Below are 22,244 nucleotides of genomic sequence, written 5' to 3' on the forward strand. Positions count from 1 at the left end.
CCGTCATTCCCGTTACGGTGGCGACTCGGTGGCGATTCTGGGGAGCAAAGTGCCAGTATTGAAGCTGACGAAAAGGACCATCGACGCAATCGAACCGGTCGACAAGCCAACCATCTTCTACGACAGCGAACTGACCGGCTTTTGCCTGAAGGTCCTTCCCTCCGGCGTTCAGAGGTGGTGCGTGGAGTACCGAAGCGGTGCGGGCGGACGGAGCGTCAGCAAGACGCGGATGGTGCTCGGATCCACCACAAGCATGACGCCAGACCAGGCACGCACTATGGCCAAATCGACTCTTGCCGCTGTGGCCCTCGGACAGGATCCCGCCCGCAAGCGCTCGACCGAGCGCGCCATGCCAACATTCGCCGACTTCGGCGAGCGCTATCTCAGCGAGGAGGCCGAGACAAAGCTCAAGCCGCGCACGGTCGTGAATTACCGCATCTATCTCCGTAAGCACGCCGTTCCCCTCCTCGGCACCCGCAAGCTCGATGCGCTCGACAGCGCCGATGTTTCGAAGATGCACCGGAAGATCGGCAAGGTGACGCCAATGACCGCGAATCGGGTCGTCGAGTTCGTCGGATCCGTCTTCCGGTACGCTGCCGTCTGCGGGCTCGTCGCCAAGGGGCACAACCCTGCGAGTCACGTCCAAGCATTCCGCGAGCAGCGCCGCGAGCGGTTCCTGAGCTCAGCGGAACTCGGCCGCCTGGGAGACGCCATTCGTGAAGCGGAAACGGTGGGCATTCCGTGGGCTGTTGATAACAACCAGCCCAATGCGAAGCACATCCCGAAAAACGGCCGGACAAAAATCGGGCCTCATGTCGCCGCCGCCCTGCGGCTTCTGATTCTCACCGGCGCTCGGCTTCGAGAAGTTCTCGAACTCAAATGGGAGTATGTCGACCTGCAGCGAGGACTCCTTTTATTGCCGGATAGCAAGACAGGGCAGAAGGCGATTATTCTCAACGCCCCAGCTGTCGCCATTCTTGAAAAACTTCCGCGTGTTGATGACTACGTGATTGCTAGCGATATCGCCGGTCAGCCACGCCATGATCTTAACAAGCCTTGGAAGCTCGTGAGCACGCGATCGGGCTTGGCGGGGGTAAGAATTCACGATCTTCGCCACACACACGCCAGTTACGGCGCAGGCGCCGGCTTTGGACTTCCAATTATCGGGAAGCTGTTGGGGCACTCGCAGCCCGCTACCACAGCCCGGTATGCACATCTGGACAACGACCCTCTCAAACGTGCTTCGAATGCGATCGGAGCCAGCCTCTCCAAAGCGATGGGCGATGCCTAAAAACCTGGGTCAGACCCGCCGCCGCCACGCGGCTACCAACGCATCGATAACCCATACGACGACGCATGAGAGATGGTGGACGCTTGATGAGACCTGGGCTTGGTTCGTTCGTTGGGAACTGGTTCGCCGCGGCTTCCCGCAAACATACAACGTAGATCTCGACAGCGAGCTGTGGTCCGAAATCGATGGTCGGTTCCTTTCCGAAATTCGAGAAGCTCTACTGAAGGGAAAATTGATCGCCTATGGCGCTTATAACAATGGCCCTATCCAGGCACTCCATCCGTGGGAATGGACCCGGTTGGACGTCTCGACGGAGTCCGGTTCTCTTGTGTCCGCATTCGGCGTCGTCGAAAAGCGGTCTCGGCCACGAAAGGGGGCTATCCGAAAAGAAGTGGTCTCTCATGCTATCTTGGATGGCTCACAGGTATTAGCCCTCTGGCCATTGAGCCTAGCCGCGGCGTCTATTAGCGCACCGACAAAAGCGGCAGGGAGGCCGGCGAACCTCAGAATGAAAATACAGGAAACCTTACTGGCCCTGTCCACTCGAGGGTACAACTGCGTCGATGGGCCCGGGAAATACCGTCGGGTCGATGTCGCTCGCCGCCTCATCCAAGAGTGGCGCAGCAAGGGTGACCAGTTCTCTTACAAAGCTCCAAACGTCTCGCAGACTCTCAAGCTAATTTGGAACGGTCAGCGAAGTTTCCGAGCCATGAAGGCGAGCAAATCTCGGAAAAAATGACAGAAAAACTGATACAATAGGTCGTATCAGTGAAAAAACTCCAAAATCAGGCCGGTCGAAAAAGTGGCTCTAAAAGAGTGGACGTTGATTCTAACGCACCAACTTGAAAGCAACTTCATGTCTTCGATCGCCCAACCCAAGACTACCGATTTCGTCCCCAAAGCGTGGCTCACTCGACGTGAGGCCGCCCTTCATCTCCAAATTGGCGAGAGCACGCTTGCTAAACTGTTTGTTTCGGGCGAGGGGCCGCCCGCAATCAAGATTGGCCGAACTGTTCGCTATTCGCGGTCCGACATCGACAGCTGGATGAATTCACGCCGGCGCAAGTCGACATCTGATGTGGGATGACAAGAGGCGCAACTACAAGCGCACCGTCGCCCGCCAAAAAGGCCTTCGAACAAGATCTCGGCTATTCTAATGACTGCTATCGATCGAAATGCCTATGAGTTTTATGGCTGTGAGGCTGGCCGTCTACTGTTAGCTGGAACTCGCTCCAAGATGCTGCGCAACATATGCATAAGCTGCGACAGCGCGCTCATACACAGCCAGCCATAAGAGGCTAAGCTCTTACGGGCTTCCGCCCTCCGACACGCGAAAGCTCGCCGAGACCATCACCAAACTTTCGGCTACGGCCGATTCAAGATTCCGAACTCGATCTTCGAGTGCGGATAGCCATGCGCTTTTGACGTGAACCGTCGACGCGCAATCGCCGCGCCGTGCGCCTAACGAATTTGTTGGCGCCGCCGCCAATTCTCACCGATACGAAAGAGACTACAAGTGGAAAACGACGAAAATCACATTCCGCCTCACGAACGGATCTGCAGGATGATCGAAGCGGAAACCAACTCCGATTTTCATTACGGCATTGGGTCGCAATACGCCCCGCACCCCGCCGCACAGGCAAGCGAAGATCCGCCGAATGCTGAGTTGACTAAAGAAGTGTTGGTCGCCTGCTCGAAAGAACCTCAAAACGACGTTGGAAATGGCCAACGGCTGCTCAAATGGTTTGGGGCTAACCTTCTTCACGTCCGAGATGTCGGATGGCACGTTTGGAAGGGCACGCATTGGGAACAGGAGGGCGGTGCTCTAACTGCTATGTTGTTTGCACAAGAAACGGCCGCTCGTATCGCTCTCGAAAGTGACGTGATTTTGCCGACGTCGCACGAGCAAGGTCTCATCGACGCTGCCGAGACAGCGCGGCCGGCCTTGGAGGCGATCGAAAGGGACCAAGGCGCGGACGCCAAAAAGGACAAACGCTGGGGAACGCTGACCCGAATCGTTGCGGGTGGCGACTACGCCACAAATGCCGTCGCGGCTCGGCGTCTCATCCGCCAGAAATATTCCGTCTCGTCCGGCAACAGCGGGAAAATCCGCGGAATGCTTGAGCAGGCACAGCCGCACCGCGTTGCGACGATCGATGAGCTCGATTTTGAAAAATTGGCATTCAACGTCGAAAACGGAACGATCCGATTTCTCTGCGACGAGAGCCCGGATCCTGACACTTCTGATTACGTCGAGCACAGTGTTAAAAGCTATCGGGTCGAACTGCATCCGCATTCTCGGGCCGACAACATTAGCAAGGTGGCGCCTGTGAAGTACGATCCCGAAGCAAGTTGCCCAACTTTCGAAGCTGCCGTAAGGCGATTTCTGCCCCTCGACCCCGTTCGCAATTTTGTTCAGCGTTACCACGGGTACTCGTTGACCGGGCTCACTGGGGATCAATGCTTCGCCTTTTATTACGGGACCGGCTCGAATTGGAAATCGACCTTTGTCGAGATCGTGTCACGAATTATGGGACCGTACTGCGCAACGATTGCGTTTGAATCTTTGTCGGGCGACCAGCAGAGGTCGGGAGCTCAAGCAACCCCTGATCTCGCACGATTGCCTGGCGCGCGGCTCGTGCGCGCATCTGAGCCCGAGCGAGGCGTGCAGTTCAAAGAGGCCTTGATCAAATCACTGACAGGCGGCGAACCGATGCTCGTGCGGTCACTGAACAAAGAATTTTTTGAATTTCGACCAACCTTTAAGCTCGTGCTTTCTGGAAACCACAAGCCGGAAATCAGCGGGGTGGACCATGGTATTTGGCGGCGTGTCAATTTCGTGCCTTGGCCGGTTACGATTTCGAACGCCGAGAAGCGACCGATGGATGAGGTGATGGAGGAGCTTTGGCAGGAGCGATCCGGCATCTTGAACTGGCTCATCAAGGGCACTCTCGACTATCTTAATCACGGCCTGCAAACGCCCAAGGAGGTCAGCGACGCGACTGCGGAATATCGCGAGGAAATGGATCCGGTCGGCACGTTTCTCGCTCAATGCGTGGAACGAGTGCCTCCTTCGACTTCTGAGGCGGAACCTCCTTTCGTGTTCGCTCGGCAGCTGTATGATGCGTTCGTGAGCTGGTCGAGCGCCAACGCTGTTCGTCCCTGGCGTGAAAAGAGCTTTGCGACGGCGATGTTGCAGAAGGGCTTCCTTAAAGAGAAGCACCGAACTGGAATGCGCTATCTCAATATCAAATTGAAGAACGTTCCTTCGCGACGCCTCTCGGATAAATCGTCCCGTCCTAGCGATGATGACATCGTTCCCGTTTAACCGTGACGGGTAGGTCGCTGCGTGAAGGGGGCTTCGCCCCCTTCACAAACAGTAATCATTAGCCGAGTCAGAGAGATAGAAGATTTGGGGAGGGTATGACGGGTAACGACCGAAGTCGGCGCCTTCAAATTTGCTGTTCTGCGCAAAACCAAGCCCGCAATCAATTTCTCTCATGCGTGCGTCTAGTCCAACCTTTCACAGCCTTCACACAAAGGAATAAGAACATGAAATTGAAAAGGGAATTGGCTTTTGATGATTGGCTTACCAGCCTTCACAGCCTGCACACCCTACGCAGTCCGTACCTCTGACTAGTTCGATACGTCGGCCGAGCTTGGACTTAAAGGGTGACTCAAACGCTTAGAATTGGTTGCCGGTGCATTGAAATGTACATCCGTCCCAAGACACTGCGGCACGTTCCAGACCGAACACTAACTCCTTTTGCACGAGGCAAATCACCTGACTTGCGATGTAGGTTCGGTGCGGCACCACCCGCTGGTCGCACCGTCCTTTCAAGCCTACCCCTCAAAGACGATCTCTTCCCAACAGGCTCTCGCCCCCTCTCCTTGGTCTTTGCAAGTGTCTGCCTCTTCGTCCAACGCAATCAGGAGCCGGTCAGTGATCCAGCGCGAGCGCGAGTCTTTACGAAAACCGGCACGATGCAGAGAAGCCCAGCATAAGGCCTGAGAACGGACCGACGAGGCGACCAGCGCAGGATCGCTTGGACGACCTGCATGTAGAAAGGCGGACGCGCAAGGCCCCAGCTTTGAGCCCTGCCGGAATTCCAACGCTACGGCTGGTCTAGCGAGGTGGGCATGACCGTCGCTCCGCCTGGTTCTGCTGGCCCATGACCTTGATCGAGACACTCAGTTCGGCGATGAATAGTCTGTAGAAACTCATTTGGGGGAGAAGTTATGCCGCTGTCCGCATTGAGCGACAGAGATGCCGTGCTTAGCGCCATAGCGGAGTACGATGAACTTGGCCGCGAGGCCTTTCTCGCTCGCTATGGCTACGGCCCCTCCCGAACGTACTTTTTAGAGCACGATGGGCGGGATTACGACAGCAAAGCCATTGTCGGAGTCGCTGTTGGCAAGCAATTTCCAGACGAGGGGCCACTCGGGGCTGATCAATTCAGCGGAGGCGAGGCAACTGTGCGAGCCAAGCTCGAAGGCTTGGGGTTCCAAGTAAGAGGCCCATCGGAGCCTCCACGCGTCTCAATTCATTCACGCGATGTCGAACTCCTGCGGCTCAGCCGTGACCGCGACAGGTACGCTGACCTCTCCTCCGAAGAGAGCGCAGCTTACGAGAGGGTTCATGCTGCGTTGGGGCGACTGGGGCGCCTGGTTCAGGAGGAACTGGGCGACGCTGAGTATGAGGTCCGCCTCACCTCGGGCTTTCATTTGAAGAGTGGGGTCCGAGGTGCAATTCCTAAAGACCTCTGGTTTGGTGTTTATCGAAAGCAGAATGCTACAGAATTTTTAGGCAATCCCCAGCTGTTCGCAATTGCATCCGGTAAAGGTGTAGAACTCGGCTTCTACGTCTCGACACACCCATCCGATTTCTCCAATTCAGATCTCAAGGCAAAACTCCGAGCAGCAGCCCCCGCCATTTATCGGCAGCTGCCCGACCCTCGCGATCCGGCCGCAGTCGAACTGGAACGCTCGCTTGGCGATTGCTGGACTTTTCGGCGCAAGTCCAGACTTGAACCAGGCCGCCGTGAGTTCGACGATCTTTCGGCATGGCTTCGCTATTTCAAATCCCCCGAGGGCGCTGGAGAGGGCGGAGGCGCCATCACTCGATGGTTTACTGGACAGGAGCTTGACTCCGCAGACCTCCCAACCGTCGCCCGTGATATGGCTCGTACCTTTCAGCCACTCATGTCCTCGATCCGAACTGAAGGTAATAGCTCGCCTCATTTGTCCCCTTATGCGGCAGTTCCGGCGCTGGGAAGATCTTTCGCGACGCTATTCGGCGAGATGGTTAGAAAACTCGACGTCGCTCGGCAGCGACCCTATGGGGAAATTCCTGATCTCTGGGATCTGATGGAGGAGATCCAGACTCGACTGGAAAATCTGGCAAGTGTTGCGAAACGTCCGCACATCACTACTCAATGGAGCCTCGGAAAGGGCGTGTGGGCCAGCATACCATGGTTCGCCCTCCTCAATCGAGATGTGACTACCAGCACTCAATCTGGAATTTACGTCGGCCTGCTCGTGTCCGAAGATCTCGCAACCATTTACGCGACGCTCAATCAGGGCATGACGCAACTCGTCAACGAACTCGGCCGGAATGCAGCCGTTCGGACGTTGACCGAACGATCGGAAGGCTACCGTGGGCAGATCGGTTGGGTGACACAAACCGGCATCGAGCTTGGTAACACTATCAACCTAAAGACCGAGAAGTGGAGGGGCCGACAGTACGAGGCCGGAACGGTGGCGTACAAGCGTTTCGATCTGAGCGATCTCCCCACCGACGAACGATTCGAAGAAGTACTTGAAACCCTCCTGAAGGCTTATGACCAGATTGTGGATACCCGGCCAGCGTCAGCAGCGCAAGACCTCGTGTCAGCGCCCGATCTCGCCCCTCTTCCAGTCGAGGAAGAGGCATATTCGCTCAAAGATGCCATGTCAGGTGTCTTTGTGCCCGAGGAGGAAGTCGCAAGTATCCTTACCGTCTGGCGAGCGAAGAAAAACATCATTCTCCAGGGGTCGCCGGGCGTCGGTAAATCGTTTATCGCCAAACGGCTTGCGTTCGCTCTAATGGGCCACAATGCCCCGAGCCGCATTGAGGCTGTGCAATTCCACCAGTCCTATGCGTATGAGGATTTCGTTCAAGGCTATCGGCCTACCCCCGCCGGGGGCTTTGAACTCAGAGACGGTGTATTCCTGCGATTTTGTCAGGCAGCCCTGATCGATCCGAGCCGCGACTACGTTCTCATCATTGATGAGATTAATCGCGGCAACCTGTCCAAAATTTTCGGGGAATTGATGCTCCTGATCGAACAGGATAAGAGGGATCCCGGGTGGGCAACCCGCCTGACTTATGCCCGATCCAATGATCGGAAATTTTACGTGCCGGAGAACCTTTTTATTATCGGTATGATGAATACTGCCGATCGATCCCTCTCAATGGTGGATTATGCACTACGGCGTCGGTTCGCGTTCGTAACGTTGTCTCCCCAGTTCTCATCTCCTCGTTTCAGGCAGTATTTGCTAGCTGGAGAGATTCCGGAGGCTATTGTAGATCGTATCACGTCACGGATGATTGAGCTAAACGACGCGATTGCGAACGACACGATCAACCTAGGGCCGGGATTTCAAATTGGACACAGCTTCTTTGTGCCTGAGGACGATAGCTCCTACACTGATGGATGGTACGAAAGGATCATCGAAACGGAGATCCGTCCTCTTCTTGAGGAATACTGGTTTGATGACCCGAAGAAGGCGGCGGATTGGCGAGAACGACTGCTAGCAGGTTAAGCCGTGACTATCCCCATTCGTAACCTTTACTACCTCTTTTGCTATGCATGGGAGCGTTTTCCCGAGGGGGGATCTACCGAAGTCGGGATCGATGATTGTCCGGACCTCCCCAATTTGTTTGCGCGGGTGATGATTAACGGGGTTCGCCGCCTCTTACGGAGAGGCCTCGATCGAGGATACGTCGGTTTCGAGGGCGAACTGAGATCGCCACGCGGACGCATCCTTATTGATCGGACCATTAAGGAGCAGACGCTTCAAAGGGGAGCGGCCTCCTGCCAGGTCGATGAGCTATGTCATGACGTTTTACACAATCAGATCATCAAATCGACCGCCGTCCTGCTCGCTAATAATGTCCAGATCGACGCTTCCCTCGCGCACGAACTGCGTCTGATCTGTCGGAAGATGGGAGAGGTGGCTCTGCTCAAGCTAAGCCCGAGCATCTTTCGGAGAGTTCAACTTTCGCGAAACAACGCGCAATATTCTTCTCTCATAAAGTTGTGTGAGTTTATCTGTCGCACGATGCTCCCAAACGAAGACGGTTCAGGCACTCGGTTTGCCGAAATCCTGCGCGATGAAGAGCGAATGTCGAGTGTCTTCGAGGATTTCTTGCGCAACTTCTATTTTTATGAGCAGAGCGCCTTCACCGTGCGACGAGAGGACATGCGATGGCGGTTCGACGCCCGGCCGGACGGCGATCCCAGTCTCGTGCCGCTTATGCGAACTGATATAGTATTGCGATCCCCTCAAAGTACTATCGTGATGGATGCAAAGTTCTACGCTGATCCGTTCCCGCGCTCGTCGGGAACGCCCAAGATCAGATCTAGCCACCTATACCAGCTCTTCGCATATATGAAGCACGCTTCGGACAGAGCGCCGGGGCTCCCGGTTCGCGGCGCTCTCGTCTACGCCTCTCCAGGGGAGGGATCTATGCACAGGTATCGTCTAGACGGACATGAGATCGTTATAGCAGCTATTGACTTAAGTGTACCTTGGAAGCATGTGCATCTTGCGCTGACTGGCCTGCTTGAGGGATTTGAACGGCAAACCGCTGTCCAAGCATCGAACTGACGATGAATGCGGGCTTAGGCCACTGGCCGAAACCTTTCGTTGCGCAAACAGTATTTGCTTTCCGAAATTAGTCCCGTGGTTTTGCGCTTTTGATCCCTAGAGTATCAGCGGAGGAAGCGCTGCGGTCATTCGGATTCCATCGGGTCCTTCCCTAGCCCACCCCCCGTACGGCCCAAGCGCGCCCCTAAATTCCTCCAGCGCCAGAACTCGATATCTGGGTTGACACGGTTGACACGTTGACACGCTCTTCGAAAGATCCCGTCGAGCGAGACGCCCGCTGTGATTTGACAGGCGCGGTATCGTTCCCCCCAACTCGATCCCCTAGTCGGGGGATTTCTCAGATTGTAGCATCACCCAAAGCCGTGCAATCCGACCATCGATGACCTCTGCGACGTCTGCACCGGTGACAACGATCGGACCGCCTCTTGGACCCGCGCGCCACAATAGCTGCCCGAAACCATGATGTCCCACCGCCTTTCCGTTCGGCACAAACGCAAATTCGGGCCCGAACTGTTCGAGCAACTGACCCGCCACGTCCGCGATCGCTTCGCGCCCGTGAATAACCTTCGTTGGCTCGTACATGATGGGCTCTGCAATGAAGAGCTCCGCAACAGCTTCCGCTCGCTTTGCAGCATCGCGTTCGTTGAAAACGCGCCCCAGATTCGAACGCAGAATATGGTCGTAGTCCGGTTCTAGGCTCGGCATAGGCTTGCTCCTTGAAGGGCTGGCGCGCCTAGAAGGCGCGCCCTGATCTGGAAAGTTATAGACGCCGACGATCTGGCAAATTCAATTAACCTGCTAGCGCAGCTTGAAGATTCCCCATCACCCCGAGCTGTCCCATCAGAATGGTCGCGGCGGTGTAGCAATGGAAGGACTTCACCTTCCCGTTCTCGAGATGAAAGACATCGCAACACGGCGCATGGATTTCCTTTCCGGTCGCAGGAATAGTGCCGGCAGGAAGAGCAAGCGGACCTTTGTGAGTTCCGTTCAGGGATAGCTCCACGATCACCACGTCTCCGGTGACGTAGATGACTTCGAGCGCGCGATGCATATCCGGGAAGGCCTTAGCGTAGATATCGACGGTCTTACCGATATCGGCACCGAAATAGCGTTGGCCGGCAGATACGTCCCAGAAATATCCATCGGGAGTGAATAGTTCGGTAAATGCGCGAGAATCCTGGGCTTCTGCGACATCGTAGAGTTTGCGGATAATGCGTTCGTTCTCGGTCATAGTTGGTCCTTTCAGATGCAGTGTTATCGTTGGCGACGAGAGCTGAGCAGCTGCGGCGCGATCCGAGATGAATAGAGAGCAGTTGGTGCTTGTGCTCAGTTCAGATCTGAGCTTGGCCGCCGTCGACGAAGAGCTCGATGCCGTTCACAAAGCTGGCATCGTCGGAAGCCAGAAACACTGCGGCCTTTGCAATTTCATCGGGCTCACCGACGCGCCCCATGGGAATGCGGGAGGCAAGATAATCGAGCAGCCCCTGCTGTTGAGCAGGATCGGGCCCTGCGAGTTCGACAAGACCTGGTGTCTTTGTAGCGCCGGGACTGAGCGTGTTGATCCGCACCCGCCGTTCCTTAAGGTCGAGGATCCAGTTGCGGGCGAAAGACCGAACCGCAGCCTTCGATGCGGCATAGACGCTGAATGCAGCCGTTCCCTCGGTCCCGGCGGTAGAGCCCGTTAAGATGATCGATGCTCCATCCTGAATCAGCGGCAACGCCTTCTGAACCGTGAACAGCACACCTTTGACGTTACGATCGAACGTGTCCGCATATTGTTGTTCAGTTATCTGACCGAGCGGCAACATGGATCCACCACCCGCATTCACAAAGAGCACGTCGATCCGACCCGCGTCGGCCTTCACTTTCTGGTAGAGCAGATCGAGGTCGGAAAGTTTCGAGGCGTCTGCTTGAACACCCGTTGCACCTCGACCGATCGCGGTCACGGCGGTATCCAGTTCGGGCTTTCGTCGGCCAGTGATGAAGACTTCGGCACCTTCCGCGACGAAACGCTTGGCCGTGGCGAGGCCGATGCCGCTGGTGCCGCCGGTAATGACAGCGATTTTTCCATTAAGTTTCTGGGACATGTTGGTCACTCCTGCGTGTTGCAAACACAAGATGACAACGCCCCTATCATTCCGATATAGAAATGATTGAAAGTCATCGTTGCAGGATTGTCGACATTATGTCAAATCTCCCCGACTTCGAAGGACTGGCCCTTCTCGCGAAAGTCGCCGAAGAACGCTCCTTCGCAGGCGCCGCTCGGTCGCTGAAGTTGTCGGTGGCTACCGTCTCCCGAGCCATCACGCGCCTCGAAGATCGTCTGGGCGCCCAGGTGTTCAACCGAACCTCGCGGAAAGTCGCGCTCACGGATTTTGGCCGGCGCCTTGCTGAGCGAGCGGCCAGGGTATTGGCGGAGGCGGAGCAGGCTGAAGCGGCAGCTCGCGAGCTGTCGAGCCTGCCACGCGGTACGATCAATCTCGCAGTCCCGATGTCATTCGGATTGCGCGAGATAGCTCCGATAGCGCCTGCTTTCCTGCGGCAATATCCCGAGATCTCGCTCAATCTGCACTTGAGCGATGCGACTGTGGATTTGATTGGCGAGGGGTTCGATGCAGCGATCAGGATTGCCGCACTTCCGGATTCATCTTTGGTGGCCCGCCGCCTTCGGAATATGGGCCGCGTAATCGTGGCAGCGCCTTCCTACATCAAGCGTTATGGGGCGCCGCAGTCGCCCGCGGAACTCAATGCGCATCATTGCCTCGGCTATGCCTACCGGACGCGTACGAGCAGCTGGCACTTTACGCATCCAGATGGAAGAGAGGCTTCGGTGACCCCCATCGGGCCGCTCTCCGTGACGAACATCGATGCTTTGCTGCCTACGCTCTTGGATGGAATAGGGATTGCCGAGCTTCCTTCCTTTGTCGCCGACCCCCACCTAGCCGGCGGAACACTCAAGGTCCTGCTACCGGATTGGAAGCTTCCCGGAGGCGGGGTGTACTTCATCACACCCGCGGCCCGCACTCGCCCCGCAAAAATCGAAGTACTGAGCGATTTCCTGGCCGATCACTTGTTTCGATCGCGATCCTCCTAACCGTTGTTCGCCTCTTCGTCCGCCGAAGTGTCCAGCCCGACCGCGAGGCGGGCTGACACCGTCCTTGCTGGATTAATGCGGATCGAGTTCTCCGCTAATGACGTCACCGACTGGCACCCATCGGTCCTTCTGGAAATTCATCACCTGAAGGCTCTCCATCGGAGCATAATCGGTCGGGCTAGTATTGATGTCGATACCAGGAAGCTTGCCATCCGGATGAAGACCTTTGATGTTCGCCACATGCTTCATGACATTCTCCCGCGTCAGATCATCGCCGCACTCGTTCAGCACGAGAACGATCGTCTGCGCGGCGTCGTAGGCGTTTGATGCCAAGAAGTCGTTGGGATTGATCGCCGGAACGTACTTTTTGACGAACTCCTTGTACCTGTTCATTCCCGGGTCGTTGTCCCAGCGAGGATCGCTTGGATCCTTGGAATGAGCCGTCGAGACGATTCCCTCGGCGTTCTCCAGACCGGCCGGCTGAAGGACGGTGGCAATGGAGGAACTGACCGTATTCAGGACATGAAAAGGCTTCCAGCCGATCTCGGCCACCTTCCGGATGGTCTGAGCGGCAAACTTGGGAGGAGTGAAATCGAAGAACGTATCCGCTCCAGACGCCTTGAGTTTCACGATATGGGTATCAATAGTCGGCTCGGTGATCTCAAACGCTTCCTCAGCGACGATCAGCGAGGCTGCGCGCTCTCCGAATACGTCCTTTACCCCGCGGATCAGATCTCTTCCGTAGTCGTCATTCTGATACAAAATCGCGATCTTCGCGTCAGGCTTCTCTTTGAGAAGCATGCGCGCGTAAATTCGCCCTTCGGCGCGATAACTCGGCACATAACCCATCGTCCATGGAAAGTGCTCAGGATCCTCCCAGCGCGAGGATGCGCCGCTGATGAAGAGTTGCGGGACTTTCTTCGAATTCATGTATTTTTGCACAGCAAGCTGCAGCGCGGTGCCGAGCGAGCCAACCGTAAATAGCACTTTGTCGCTCTCGACGAGGCGTCGCGTCTGCTCTACCGTTTTCGCGGGATTGAAGGCATCATCGTAAGAAATAAAGTTGATCTTTCGGCCGCGAATACCACCCTCGTCGTTGACCTTCCGAAAATAGCCCGCGAAGACCGTACCGATGACGCCGAACGACGAATTCGGACCGCTGTAAGACATCGTCTGCCCGATCTTGATCTCCGAATCGCTTGCTCCCGGATCATACTTTCCGGCCGCCTCGCTACGGGCGACACCAAGCAATATTGCCAAACCAGAACACAAGATGACCCGCTTGTAATTCCTTCGCATGAGCTCCTCCTCGTCGCCTTTGCGCCATTACGCTTGGATCAGCGCGCGACTGTCAGGAGACCGAAAATCGCGCGTCGTCCCAATTGTGTCGATTCATCTCCTGCCACTCATCCTTCTCCGGAGACGAATGCCGCGTAAAAGAGCTCTCACCATTGAGAGATGGTACTATCGACGATTGGCCGCACATGGAAAAGAATGAGAGTTCTCAAAAGACGCACGCTGCACCTCTTGTCTCATCGTAATGACCTTCGACAATGTCGCAACCGTTTGTCGCGCAGTTCGCCGAACGAAGCAGCAGGGAGTGAACGATGATCTTGAGCCGCACAACTGAGTTCGACGGAAAGACCGTGCTGGTCACAGGCGCAGCGAGCGGCATCGGAAAAGCGGTCGCTCATGCATTTGGCAGATCAGGAGCTCGCGTGATCGTCGGCGACCGGAATGCTGAAGGTGCGGCCTTAGTTGCCGCCGAGATAAAAAACGATGGAAGCGAAGCGCTCGCCTATGGCTGGGACATAACCGATCTCTCGACGGCTCAGAGAGTCAGTTCGGAACTTGGCAGTATGGGAATCCGGATCTCAGCTCTGGTAAATAGCGCCGGTGTCGCTACGAGGAGCGCAGTCGGGTCCGACAATTATTTCGATGTATGGAAGCGTCTTCAAACTATAAACGTCGATGGCCTTGCATTCACAGTCCACGCCTTCCTGGACCACCTTCGAGAAACGCGCGGGACCATAGTCAGTGTCGCCTCGATCCAATCCCAGATCTCGCTTCCCTTCCGAATGTCGGCCTACGCGATGTCTAAAGCTGCTGTCGCCCAATTCACGCGCGCCTGCGCTGTCGAGCTAGCGGAGTATGGGATACGCGCAAATGCCGTTGCGCCGGGCCCCATCGAAACCCCAATGACCCACACCTCGCGGCAGGATGAAAACTACCTTAAATATTTCAGAGACCGCACTCCTCTCGGCAGGATGGGAAAACCCGACGAGGTAGCCGGGCCGGTGTTATTCCTGTCGTCCGACAGATCGAGTTACGTGACCGGAACGGTCCTGCCCATCGATGGCGGCCTTCTAGCTCTGTGATGGGAGCATCCGTACTTGGTTCACCGACTAAAAAACGAGCCCGGCTTTGCTGCCGGGCTCAGTCTCGGGAGGATGACTGCCAGCTTAGGCGACGTGCCGCTCCTTCAATTGTCCTCGGAGAAACTCGATGTTCATGCGGTTGAAGTCTGATGCCCGCTCGAGGTGAGGGAAATGGGACGTTCCCGGAAACTCGATGAGTTGAGCGTTCTTCAAGAGCTTGGCATAGGCATAAGCACTCTCGAGGAAAACATCCTTGTGGCTGATCGCCGCGACGATCAGATAGGGATTCTGGATCTTTTTTACCTCATCGTCGCTGACTGCATTGGTGTTCCAAGTATCAGGATTTAGACCCTCCAGAATGTTTTCCATGGCGCGCTTCATCTCCGGCTGCCTATAGATGATTTGCCGCAGAGCGAGGAGGTCGGGCACGCGCTTTTTGGGGTCGGAGATCAGATGCGCGAAGACCTCATCCATGGCTTGCCAGGTCGGATTTGCGACAGCGGCGAGCCGCCTCTCACGGCTGGATGCCATGAGAGCACGGTTCTTCTCGACCTCGGCTTCGCTCGTATAGGGGCGGCCCCAAGCCGAAACCATCGTGACCTTCTCGACCCGATCGGGATACATTGCGGCGAACTTCGTTGCCACCCATGAGCCCAAAGACAGACCCAGGAGCGAGGCCTTCTCGATGGACATCGCGTCCATGAAGGCAAGCAGATGCTCCGCATACTCAACGGTGCTGCGTGGCTTGTCCGGCTTGTCGCTGAAACCGTGACCGACCATGTCGTAGCCGTAAGTATCAAAGTGCTGGGCGTGATCCGCGATGTTGCAATAAAGGTTTTCCCAGCTGCCGCCCATTCCATGCAGCATTATCACCTTTGGCGCAGACTTAGGCCCAGCGTTGATGTAGCGCGTCTTCACGCCCTTGGCATCTACGTAATCCTGCCTGAGGGGCAGCTTACAGAGTTCGGTCCAGATGCTCTTGTAATCGTCGGACATTCAGAGTTCTCCCGCGTAGCGTGATGGCCAGTAAGATGCCCGATCGTAAGGTTCAGCTAGTGCCTCGGTCCATTCGTTTAGAACGCTTCATCATTCTTGGACTAAGAATGCTCCAGTAGACGACGGCGAGCTTCAAATACACCAGGGAGTTGCCGATCCACTGGCTTCCTGAAAGCAGCGCTCAGTCTCGTCTCCAAAGCACGACTACGACGGCAGCGAACAGCATTGCGCCGGCTGCCGTTCCGAATACGGCCATTACATTCGTGTGCCCGGATGATGAGCCTTGCGTCTCCGATATGCGGACAAGGATGGTGAGACCAGCCGCACCTCCTATCCACATCGACGTAGACACCAAACCGGACGCTATGCCTTGGCGCGCGCGAGACACGTTCAGTCCGGCGAAGATCCAAATCCCATTCCATGCACCGCCCTGGCCGATGCCGAATAAAACTAAAGGAAGGACAAGGCGGGGATAGTTCGCCGATGCATTAAGCTCGAAACCGAGCCACAGTGTTCCAACAGCGCCGAGCGCGAAACTTGTCGCTAAAAGTGTCCGAACTCCGGTCCGCGCGACTATGCGCGCTGCGAGCTGCGTTCCGGCCATGATGCTCAAACTTGGGACGAGAAATGCGAGACCTGCCTTGACGGGGTCGTATTCGTAGGTCTGCTGGAACAGCAGCGTCAGGAAATAGGGGAGCATCATGAAAGTCCCCATGAACAGCGCGGCAAGCACCATCGCCATGGAAACGGTTCCCTCTCCAAACACGGCTCGATCGACGAGCGGATACGACGATTTCTTCTCGATGCGGAAGCTCAGCCCGGCAGAGATCAAGCCTAAGCAAAGGACGGCGCCGGAGCTGGGTGACAGCACCCCCCATTTTCCTGCTTGAGCCAGGAGCGTCATGAACGCGGTAACCGTACCCGCGGCGGCACATGCGCCGCACCAACTCACACGTCCAGCGCGAGGTTGGTCCGCGGGAAGGGACAGGATCGCACAGAGCGCTGTCAGCGCCACCATCGGAAGATTGATGATGAATACCGACCTCCATCCCAAGGCATGCACGAGCGCGCCTCCCGCCAACGCGCCGAATGTGGCTCCCGACGATGAAACGAGGCTCCAAATTCCAAACGCTCGATGCCGAGCAGGCCCTTCGGGAAATAGATTGTTCAATAACGACAGTGTCGAAGGAAAGAGAAGCGCACCGCCCAGTCCCTGTATCACCCGTCCTATCAATAGGACGGACGTGCGGTTGGCCAACGCTCCCAGGGCCGAGCCAAGAGCAAACACGAGCAGAGCCGCGAGAAACACCTTTCTTCTCCCGATGACGTCCGCGGCTCTTCCTCCCGCCAAGAGAAAGCCACTGTACGCCAAGGAGAACGCCGTCACGACCCATTGCAAAACGTCCGGAGGAACCACCAGGTCGCTTGCAATATTGGGAAGAGCAACGACAATCATATTGAAGTGAAGTGCCGTAATGGCAGAGGCGCCCGCGAGCGCACCCATTTCGTAGATATCATTGGACTGCTTGTTCGGCTTGCTGGGCAACGGCTCGTGCAAGATGACTCCCCTGGGATGCGCCGCCTAGTCGAGGACATTTGCGCACCTCACCTTCTTCACAATCAAGGCTCGGGTCCATTCGTGTGAGATCAGCGTCCCTTCGCGCTTGGATAACACGACCCGTCCGGACGCAAGTTACGTGGCACCGCGTGCCAGCTTCTCGCGGCATTCCGCAGACGGCCGCGCGGGGGCGCTTTCGTGCATCGGATGACTTATCGGGAAGGAGCATTCGCAAGAGACGAATTCTATGATTTGCCCGCTTACGTAAAGCAATTCCCTAGACCGACACTATCGCGTCGGATAGCTAAGGAGTGTGCGTTGTCCAACATTAAGCGAATTCTGGTTGCCAACAGAGGCGAAATCGCAATTCGGGTGTTTCGTGCCGCCTCCGAAATGGGCATAGCAACGGTAGCCATCTACGCTGAGGAAGACACACTTTCGCTGCATCGCTTCAAGGCCGACGAAGCATATCAGGTGGGGCGCGGCGCTCGCGGAGAGCTGCAGCTCGGACCTATCGAGGCATACCTTTCCATCGACGAAGTTGTCCGAGTGGCCGTCAGCGCCAAGGTGGATGCGATCCATCCCGGATACGGCTTTCTCTCTGAAAGCCCCGAGTTCGCCGAAGCTTGTGCAGCAGCTGGCATCATCTTCATTGGCCCAACGCCTCTCACGATGCGCACGCTTGGAAACAAGGTGGCAGCCCGCAATCTGGCCCAGAGTCAAGGTGTGCCCGTAATGCCGGCGTCGCCACCCTTGCCGTACGATAACGATGCTATCCTGCAAATTGCCGCGGAGGTCGGATATCCCGTCATGTTGAAGGCGTCCTGGGGCGGCGGTGGACGCGGGATGAGGCCGATCGAGGATGAAGCAGCGCTTCTGGAAGCCGTCGCGAGCGCGAGGCGGGAGGCAAAATCGACGTTCGGGAAGGACGAGGTATATCTCGAGAAACTGGTGCGGCGGGCAAGGCACGTGGAAGTCCAACTTCTGGGCGATACCCACGGACGACAAATGCATCTTTTCGAACGTGACTGCTCGATCCAACGGAGAAACCAAAAGATCGTAGAACGTGCGCCCGCGCCATATCTTGAGGGGGATTCCCGGGACGCACTTTGCCAATTCGCCTTAAGGATAGGCGCCGCCACAAACTATGTCGGCGCAGGAACCGTCGAATTCCTCATGGATGCCGACACGGGCGCTTTCTATTTCATCGAGGTCAATCCGCGAATTCAAGTAGAGCACACCGTCACGGAGCAGATAACCGGTCTGGATATCGTCAAGGCGCAAATCAGGATCGCCGAAGGTGGCCGCCTCGGCTTCATCGAGGAAACCGGAATTCCTCCTCAAGAAGAAATCCGAATGAATGGGCACGCCCTGCAATGTCGAATTACGACTGAAAATCCTGAAAATCACTTCATACCCGACTACGGTCGGATTCAAGCATACCGGGGGGCGTTCGGCCTGGGCATCAGGGTCGATGGCGGAACGGCCTACACGGGCGCAGTCGTTTCTCGTCATTACGATCCGCTGCTCGAAAAGGTTACAGCTTGGGCTCCATCGTCCAAAGAAGTGATAGCGCGAATGGGGCGTGCGTTGCGCGAATACCGCATCCGCGGCGTCGCGACGAATCTTACGTTTCTCCAGACAGTCTTGGTCCATCCGACGTTTGTTTCTTGCCAATATAGTACTCGCTTCGTTGACGAAACTCCCGAGTTGTTCGCAGCCATTGAACGGCGCGACCGCGCCACCAAGCTTCTTTCCTATATCGGACAAATAACTGTCAACGGTCACCCGGAAACGCGCGACCGACCCAAGCCGGTTTTGCGGGTTCGTGACATGCCGGTGCCGCGCTTCGAGCAACACCAATCGTATGCGCCGCAGGAAGGCACTCGAGTGCTTCTCGACAGCCTTGGACCCAAAGCATTCGCTGAGTGGATGAGATCGCAACGAACGGTGCTCATCACCGACACCACGATGAGAGATGCTCACCAATCATTGTTGGCAACGCGCATGAGGACGCGCGATATTGCCACAATTTCTGAGGCATACGCGGTGGGCCTACCACAGCTCTTTTCACTGGAGTGTTGGGGAGGCGCCACATTCGATGTGGCTATGAGATTTTTGAACGAAGATCCTTGGGAGCGATTGGCACTCATTCGTCAGGCTGCTCCAAACATTCTCACTCAAATGCTTGTTCGTGGCGCCAACGGCGTCGGCTACACCAACTACCCCGATAATGTTGTACGCCACTTTATCGGCCAAGCCGCCTCCGCGGGCATGGACGTCTTTCGCATCTTCGACTGCTTGAACTGGGTCGAGAACATGCGCGTTTCGATCGACGCGGTTCTGGAAAGCAACAGGCTCGCAGAGGGAGCAATCTGCTACACGGGCGACATACTCGATTCATCCCGAGAGAAGTATTCGCTCTCCTATTACATTGGTCTTGCCAAGGAGCTGGAAGCGGCCGGCTGCCACATTCTTGGAATAAAGGACATGGCAGGCGTGTTGAAGCCACAGGCTGCTCGAGTCCTGGTGAAAGCGCTCAAGGAAGAGGTCGGCCTCCCCATACATCTTCACACGCACGATACTTCGGGCTTGGGAGGTGCAACGCTTTTGGCCGCCGTTGACGCGGGCGTAGACGCTATCGACGCCGCCATGGACGCGTTCTCGGGGGCCACGTCTCAGCCATGCTTGGGATCTCTTGTTGAGGCTTTACGCCACACAGACCGAGATAGCGGCCTGAGTGCGGACGCCGTTCGTCGGATCAGCCACTACTGGGAAACGACGCGAAATCAGTATTCGGCCTTTGAAAGTGCCCAGGCTGTCGCAGCGTCAGAAGTCTATTTGCATGAGATGCCCGGTGGGCAGTACACAAATCTCAAGGAACAGGCCCGTTCGCTCGGTCTTGATCAGAAATGGCATGAGATCGCGTCCACCTATCGCACGGTGAACGAAATGTTGGGCGATATCGTCAAAGTAACACCGTCCTCGAAGGTCGTTGGTGACATGGCGCTTCTGATGGTCAGTCAAGGGCTATCGCGCCAAGATGTAGAAGATCCGGAAAAGGAACTCTCCTTTCCTGCTTCTGTGGTCGACATGCTTCGAGGAAATCTCGGCCAGCCGCCCGGAGGTTGGCCCAAGACACTGCAACTCAAAGCTCTAAAAGGCGAGACCCCGATCGTTTGCCGCCCGGGCGCGCTGTTGCCCGATGCGGATCTTGCGCGCGAGAGGAGCGAAGCAGAGCGGCTATGTGGTCGCCCGATATCGGAGCATGAATTTGTCTCCTATTTGATGTATCCGAAGATTTTTCTCGAATACGTGGATTCGACCCGTCGGTATGGCCCCGTATCGGTACTTCCGACCTCAGTGTTCTTCTACGGGATGCGTCCGAACGAGGAGTGTTCCATCGAAATCGAACATGGAAAGCGCCTTCAGATTCGGCTCCTGACGATCGGCGAAACCGATCAGGATGGCGAAACTCAGGTCTTTTTCGAGCTCAACGGCCAGCAACGGATCGTCAAAGTCCGCAACCATGCTGCGGGCGCCAACCGGGTAGCTCGCCGACAAGCTGACGCCAGTGATCAGAAGCAGGTCGCCGCGCCGATGCCGGGTTCTATTTCGAACATCGCGGTGACGGTGGGCCAGAGCGTCAAGGCGCGCGACGTGTTGTTCAGCATCGAAGCGATGAAAATGGAAACTGTATTGCACGCTCAAGAAGATGGAATTATCAGCGAGATCCTCGTGCAGGTCGGACAGCAGGTCGATGCGAAAGACCTACTCGCAGTCATCGCTTGAACGGCAAAAGGCCGACGCCAATGGCGTCGGCCCGACTTTGGTCTGAAGTTTTGGCTCAGGCCGCGGGCGCTATCGCGGACCAAAGCTTCGTGTCGGGATCGGACTTTTCATATCCTTTGCCCGAGGGAAACGACACGAGCTCCATGTGAAGCCCCCACGGCGAGACGAAGTAGACCCAAGACAGCCCCGCCTCCGGCCCCGACGTGACCGTCTTGACCTCACCAAGGATTTTGACGCCGTTTCTTTTCAAGTGCTCGACGCCTGCGACGATGTCATCCGTGTAAAAGCCGAGATGGTGCCCACCGATATCGGCGTTGTTCGGCGGCTCTTCGCGCCGATTCGAGCAACGGTAGTCGAACAGCTCGATGTTCGACCCGTGACCGCACCGCAACATTGCGATGCCAGCTACCGTCGTACCTTCATGAACGCCCAAGTTTTCGGTCACAAAGCGAGCGGCCTCTGCGGATTTGGCAGGGTCCGCCCAAGCGGTCGGCCCTCGCGAATGGACGAGGCGGCACCCGAGCACTTCACAGAAGAAGCGGATAGCCGCATCCAAATCTGGGACTGTAATCCCAACATGATCCATGCCACGGATGAGCGAAGGCGCCATGGTCGAATGCTCCTTATGCTGGATCATCTTGTCAGCCAAATTTAGGAACTTCGCCATCGTCCCGCAGCGCCTCGGGACCTTCGGCCGGCCGTTCACGGGCGTAGTTGAACGCTGCGTTGAGATCGTTCTCCCAATTCTCCCGCGGCAGTTCGTACAGGAGCTCAACGCCGTACCCGTTGGGGTCGCTAACATAGACGCTGTGCGACATCCCGTGATCAATCTTGCGATTGAATTTCACGCCTTTGCTTTGCATGAATTCCAATTGCTGCAGCCACGCTTCACGGCTCGGCAGTTCGATCGCGATGTGGTTGATCGAATTCGGTGATGTGTAGATGTCCCATCCCTCCTTCGGCTTCGGAGGCAGGCTCGCGTTCTCCACGAACGCAATATCGTGATGCCGGCGTGCGCCCTCGTCATATCCGCTATAGAAGCGCATCTTGGGTCGTTGGCGACCGTTCGGGCCCGCGCCCGGCGCAAGAGCCCCCACCTGCTTTAACCCGATGACCTCGGTCCAAAAGCGATGCGTCTCCTCGATGTCGTAAACGTTCAGCACGAGATGATTCATGCCGCTCGGCATAACTGGCTTTTCGGGAGGCTGTCCGGTCTTCTCATCGGTCATATATTGTTCCTGTGTCCTGTTCGATGCTTTAGTG

The 22,244-nt window shown here is 56.5% G+C and carries 17 protein-coding genes; 9 read left to right on the plus strand and 8 right to left on the minus strand.

Features of this window, described 5'->3' with window-relative positions; genetic code table 11:
- Positions 1-49: 49 nt before the first annotated feature.
- The 6 genes from QY049_RS13790 (at position 50) to QY049_RS13815 (ending at position 9,163) form a co-directional block, all read left to right on the plus strand.
- Positions 50-1,291 carry a site-specific integrase gene (locus QY049_RS13790; protein WP_301269505.1) on the plus strand — a complete coding sequence of 414 codons (1,242 nt, stop codon included), beginning with the start codon at positions 50-52 and terminating at the stop codon, positions 1,289-1,291.
- Positions 1,284-2,030 (plus strand): hypothetical protein, encoded by a 747-nt coding sequence (locus QY049_RS13795; protein ID WP_301269506.1) that lies wholly within the window; start codon positions 1,284-1,286, stop codon positions 2,028-2,030. The genes QY049_RS13790 and QY049_RS13795 overlap by 8 nt, the downstream gene beginning before the upstream one ends.
- Before the next feature lie 117 nt (positions 2,031-2,147).
- Positions 2,148-2,378, plus strand: coding sequence for an AlpA family transcriptional regulator (locus tag QY049_RS13800; protein ID WP_301269507.1), 231 nt, complete (start codon positions 2,148-2,150; stop codon positions 2,376-2,378).
- Between the two features lie 429 nt (positions 2,379-2,807).
- Positions 2,808-4,619: a phage/plasmid primase, P4 family gene (locus tag QY049_RS13805; RefSeq protein WP_301269508.1), complete on the plus strand. Its 1,812-nt coding sequence runs from the start codon at positions 2,808-2,810 to the stop codon at positions 4,617-4,619.
- A 911-nt stretch (positions 4,620-5,530) separates the two neighbouring features.
- A complete protein-coding gene (locus tag QY049_RS13810) occupies positions 5,531-8,095 on the plus strand; it encodes a DUF3578 domain-containing protein (RefSeq protein ID WP_301269509.1) in 2,565 nt (854 codons plus the stop codon).
- A gap of 3 nt (positions 8,096-8,098) precedes the next feature.
- Positions 8,099-9,163: a hypothetical protein gene (locus QY049_RS13815; protein WP_301269510.1), complete on the plus strand. Its 1,065-nt coding sequence runs from the start codon at positions 8,099-8,101 to the stop codon at positions 9,161-9,163.
- A 321-nt stretch (positions 9,164-9,484) separates the two neighbouring features.
- Here QY049_RS13815 and QY049_RS13820 read toward each other — a convergent pair whose 3' ends face one another.
- The 3 genes from QY049_RS13820 to QY049_RS13830 form a co-directional block, all read right to left on the minus strand.
- Positions 9,485-9,868 (minus strand): nuclear transport factor 2 family protein, encoded by a 384-nt coding sequence (locus QY049_RS13820; RefSeq protein ID WP_301269511.1) that lies wholly within the window; start codon positions 9,866-9,868, stop codon positions 9,485-9,487.
- Between the two features lie 85 nt (positions 9,869-9,953).
- On the minus strand, positions 9,954-10,394 hold the full coding sequence (locus QY049_RS13825; RefSeq protein WP_301269512.1) for a nuclear transport factor 2 family protein: 441 nt from the start codon (positions 10,392-10,394) through the stop codon (positions 9,954-9,956).
- Between the two features lie 100 nt (positions 10,395-10,494).
- Positions 10,495-11,250 carry an SDR family NAD(P)-dependent oxidoreductase gene (locus QY049_RS13830; protein WP_301269513.1) on the minus strand — a complete coding sequence of 252 codons (756 nt, stop codon included), beginning with the start codon at positions 11,248-11,250 and terminating at the stop codon, positions 10,495-10,497.
- A 98-nt stretch (positions 11,251-11,348) separates the two neighbouring features.
- Here QY049_RS13830 and QY049_RS13835 point away from each other — a divergent pair, with 98 nt between their 5' ends.
- On the plus strand, positions 11,349-12,257 hold the full coding sequence (locus QY049_RS13835; RefSeq protein ID WP_301269548.1) for a LysR family transcriptional regulator: 909 nt from the start codon (positions 11,349-11,351) through the stop codon (positions 12,255-12,257).
- 72 nt (positions 12,258-12,329) lie between these two features.
- On the opposite strand, the gene QY049_RS13840 is transcribed toward QY049_RS13835, so the two are convergent.
- A complete protein-coding gene (locus QY049_RS13840; protein ID WP_301269514.1) occupies positions 12,330-13,556 on the minus strand; it encodes an ABC transporter substrate-binding protein in 1,227 nt (408 codons plus the stop codon).
- A 308-nt stretch (positions 13,557-13,864) separates the two neighbouring features.
- Between QY049_RS13840 and QY049_RS13845 the strand changes: the two genes are divergently transcribed.
- Positions 13,865-14,635, plus strand: a complete 771-nt coding sequence (locus QY049_RS13845; RefSeq protein WP_301269515.1) for an SDR family NAD(P)-dependent oxidoreductase — start codon at positions 13,865-13,867, stop codon at positions 14,633-14,635.
- Positions 14,636-14,719: 84 nt separating this feature from the next.
- Here the strand turns inward: QY049_RS13845 and QY049_RS13850 are convergent, their stop codons facing one another.
- Entirely contained in the window at positions 14,720-15,631 is a 912-nt protein-coding gene (locus QY049_RS13850; protein WP_301269516.1) for an alpha/beta fold hydrolase, read from the minus strand.
- Between the two features lie 181 nt (positions 15,632-15,812).
- Complete coding sequence (locus QY049_RS13855; RefSeq protein WP_301269517.1) at positions 15,813-17,189, minus strand: MFS transporter; 1,377 nt, start codon at positions 17,187-17,189, stop codon at positions 15,813-15,815.
- A gap of 318 nt (positions 17,190-17,507) precedes the next feature.
- On the opposite strand from QY049_RS13855, the gene QY049_RS13860 reads away from it, so the two are divergent.
- Entirely contained in the window at positions 17,508-20,981 is a 3,474-nt protein-coding gene (locus QY049_RS13860; RefSeq protein ID WP_301269518.1) for a pyruvate carboxylase, read from the plus strand.
- 55 nt (positions 20,982-21,036) lie between these two features.
- Here QY049_RS13860 and QY049_RS13865 read toward each other — a convergent pair whose 3' ends face one another.
- Positions 21,037-21,648 carry a VOC family protein gene (locus QY049_RS13865; RefSeq protein WP_301269519.1) on the minus strand — a complete coding sequence of 204 codons (612 nt, stop codon included), beginning with the start codon at positions 21,646-21,648 and terminating at the stop codon, positions 21,037-21,039.
- Positions 21,623-22,210 (minus strand): VOC family protein, encoded by a 588-nt coding sequence (locus QY049_RS13870; protein WP_301269520.1) that lies wholly within the window; start codon positions 22,208-22,210, stop codon positions 21,623-21,625. The genes QY049_RS13865 and QY049_RS13870 overlap by 26 nt, the downstream gene beginning before the upstream one ends.
- Positions 22,211-22,244: the final 34 nt, after the last annotated feature.

This window comes from Bradyrhizobium sp. WYCCWR 13022, assembly GCF_030435535.1.
In the GTDB taxonomy this organism is placed as follows: domain Bacteria; phylum Pseudomonadota; class Alphaproteobacteria; order Rhizobiales; family Xanthobacteraceae; genus Bradyrhizobium.

Coding starts and splice junctions, on each gene's coding strand:
- QY049_RS13795 (WP_301269506.1), top strand. CDS start 1,284: ATGCCTAAAAACCTGGGTCAGACCCGCCGCCGCCACGCGGCTACCAAC.
- QY049_RS13800 (WP_301269507.1), top strand. CDS start 2,148: ATGTCTTCGATCGCCCAACCCAAGACTACCGATTTCGTCCCCAAAGCG.
- QY049_RS13810 (WP_301269509.1), top strand. CDS start 5,531: ATGCCGCTGTCCGCATTGAGCGACAGAGATGCCGTGCTTAGCGCCATA.
- QY049_RS13820 (WP_301269511.1), bottom strand. CDS start 9,868: ATGCCGAGCCTAGAACCGGACTACGACCATATTCTGCGTTCGAATCTG.
- QY049_RS13825 (WP_301269512.1), bottom strand. CDS start 10,394: ATGACCGAGAACGAACGCATTATCCGCAAACTCTACGATGTCGCAGAA.
- QY049_RS13830 (WP_301269513.1), bottom strand. CDS start 11,250: ATGTCCCAGAAACTTAATGGAAAAATCGCTGTCATTACCGGCGGCACC.
- QY049_RS13835 (WP_301269548.1), top strand. CDS start 11,349: ATGTCAAATCTCCCCGACTTCGAAGGACTGGCCCTTCTCGCGAAAGTC.
- QY049_RS13840 (WP_301269514.1), bottom strand. CDS start 13,556: ATGCGAAGGAATTACAAGCGGGTCATCTTGTGTTCTGGTTTGGCAATA.
- QY049_RS13845 (WP_301269515.1), top strand. CDS start 13,865: ATGATCTTGAGCCGCACAACTGAGTTCGACGGAAAGACCGTGCTGGTC.
- QY049_RS13850 (WP_301269516.1), bottom strand. CDS start 15,631: ATGTCCGACGATTACAAGAGCATCTGGACCGAACTCTGTAAGCTGCCC.
- QY049_RS13865 (WP_301269519.1), bottom strand. CDS start 21,648: ATGGCGAAGTTCCTAAATTTGGCTGACAAGATGATCCAGCATAAGGAG.
- QY049_RS13870 (WP_301269520.1), bottom strand. CDS start 22,210: ATGACCGATGAGAAGACCGGACAGCCTCCCGAAAAGCCAGTTATGCCG.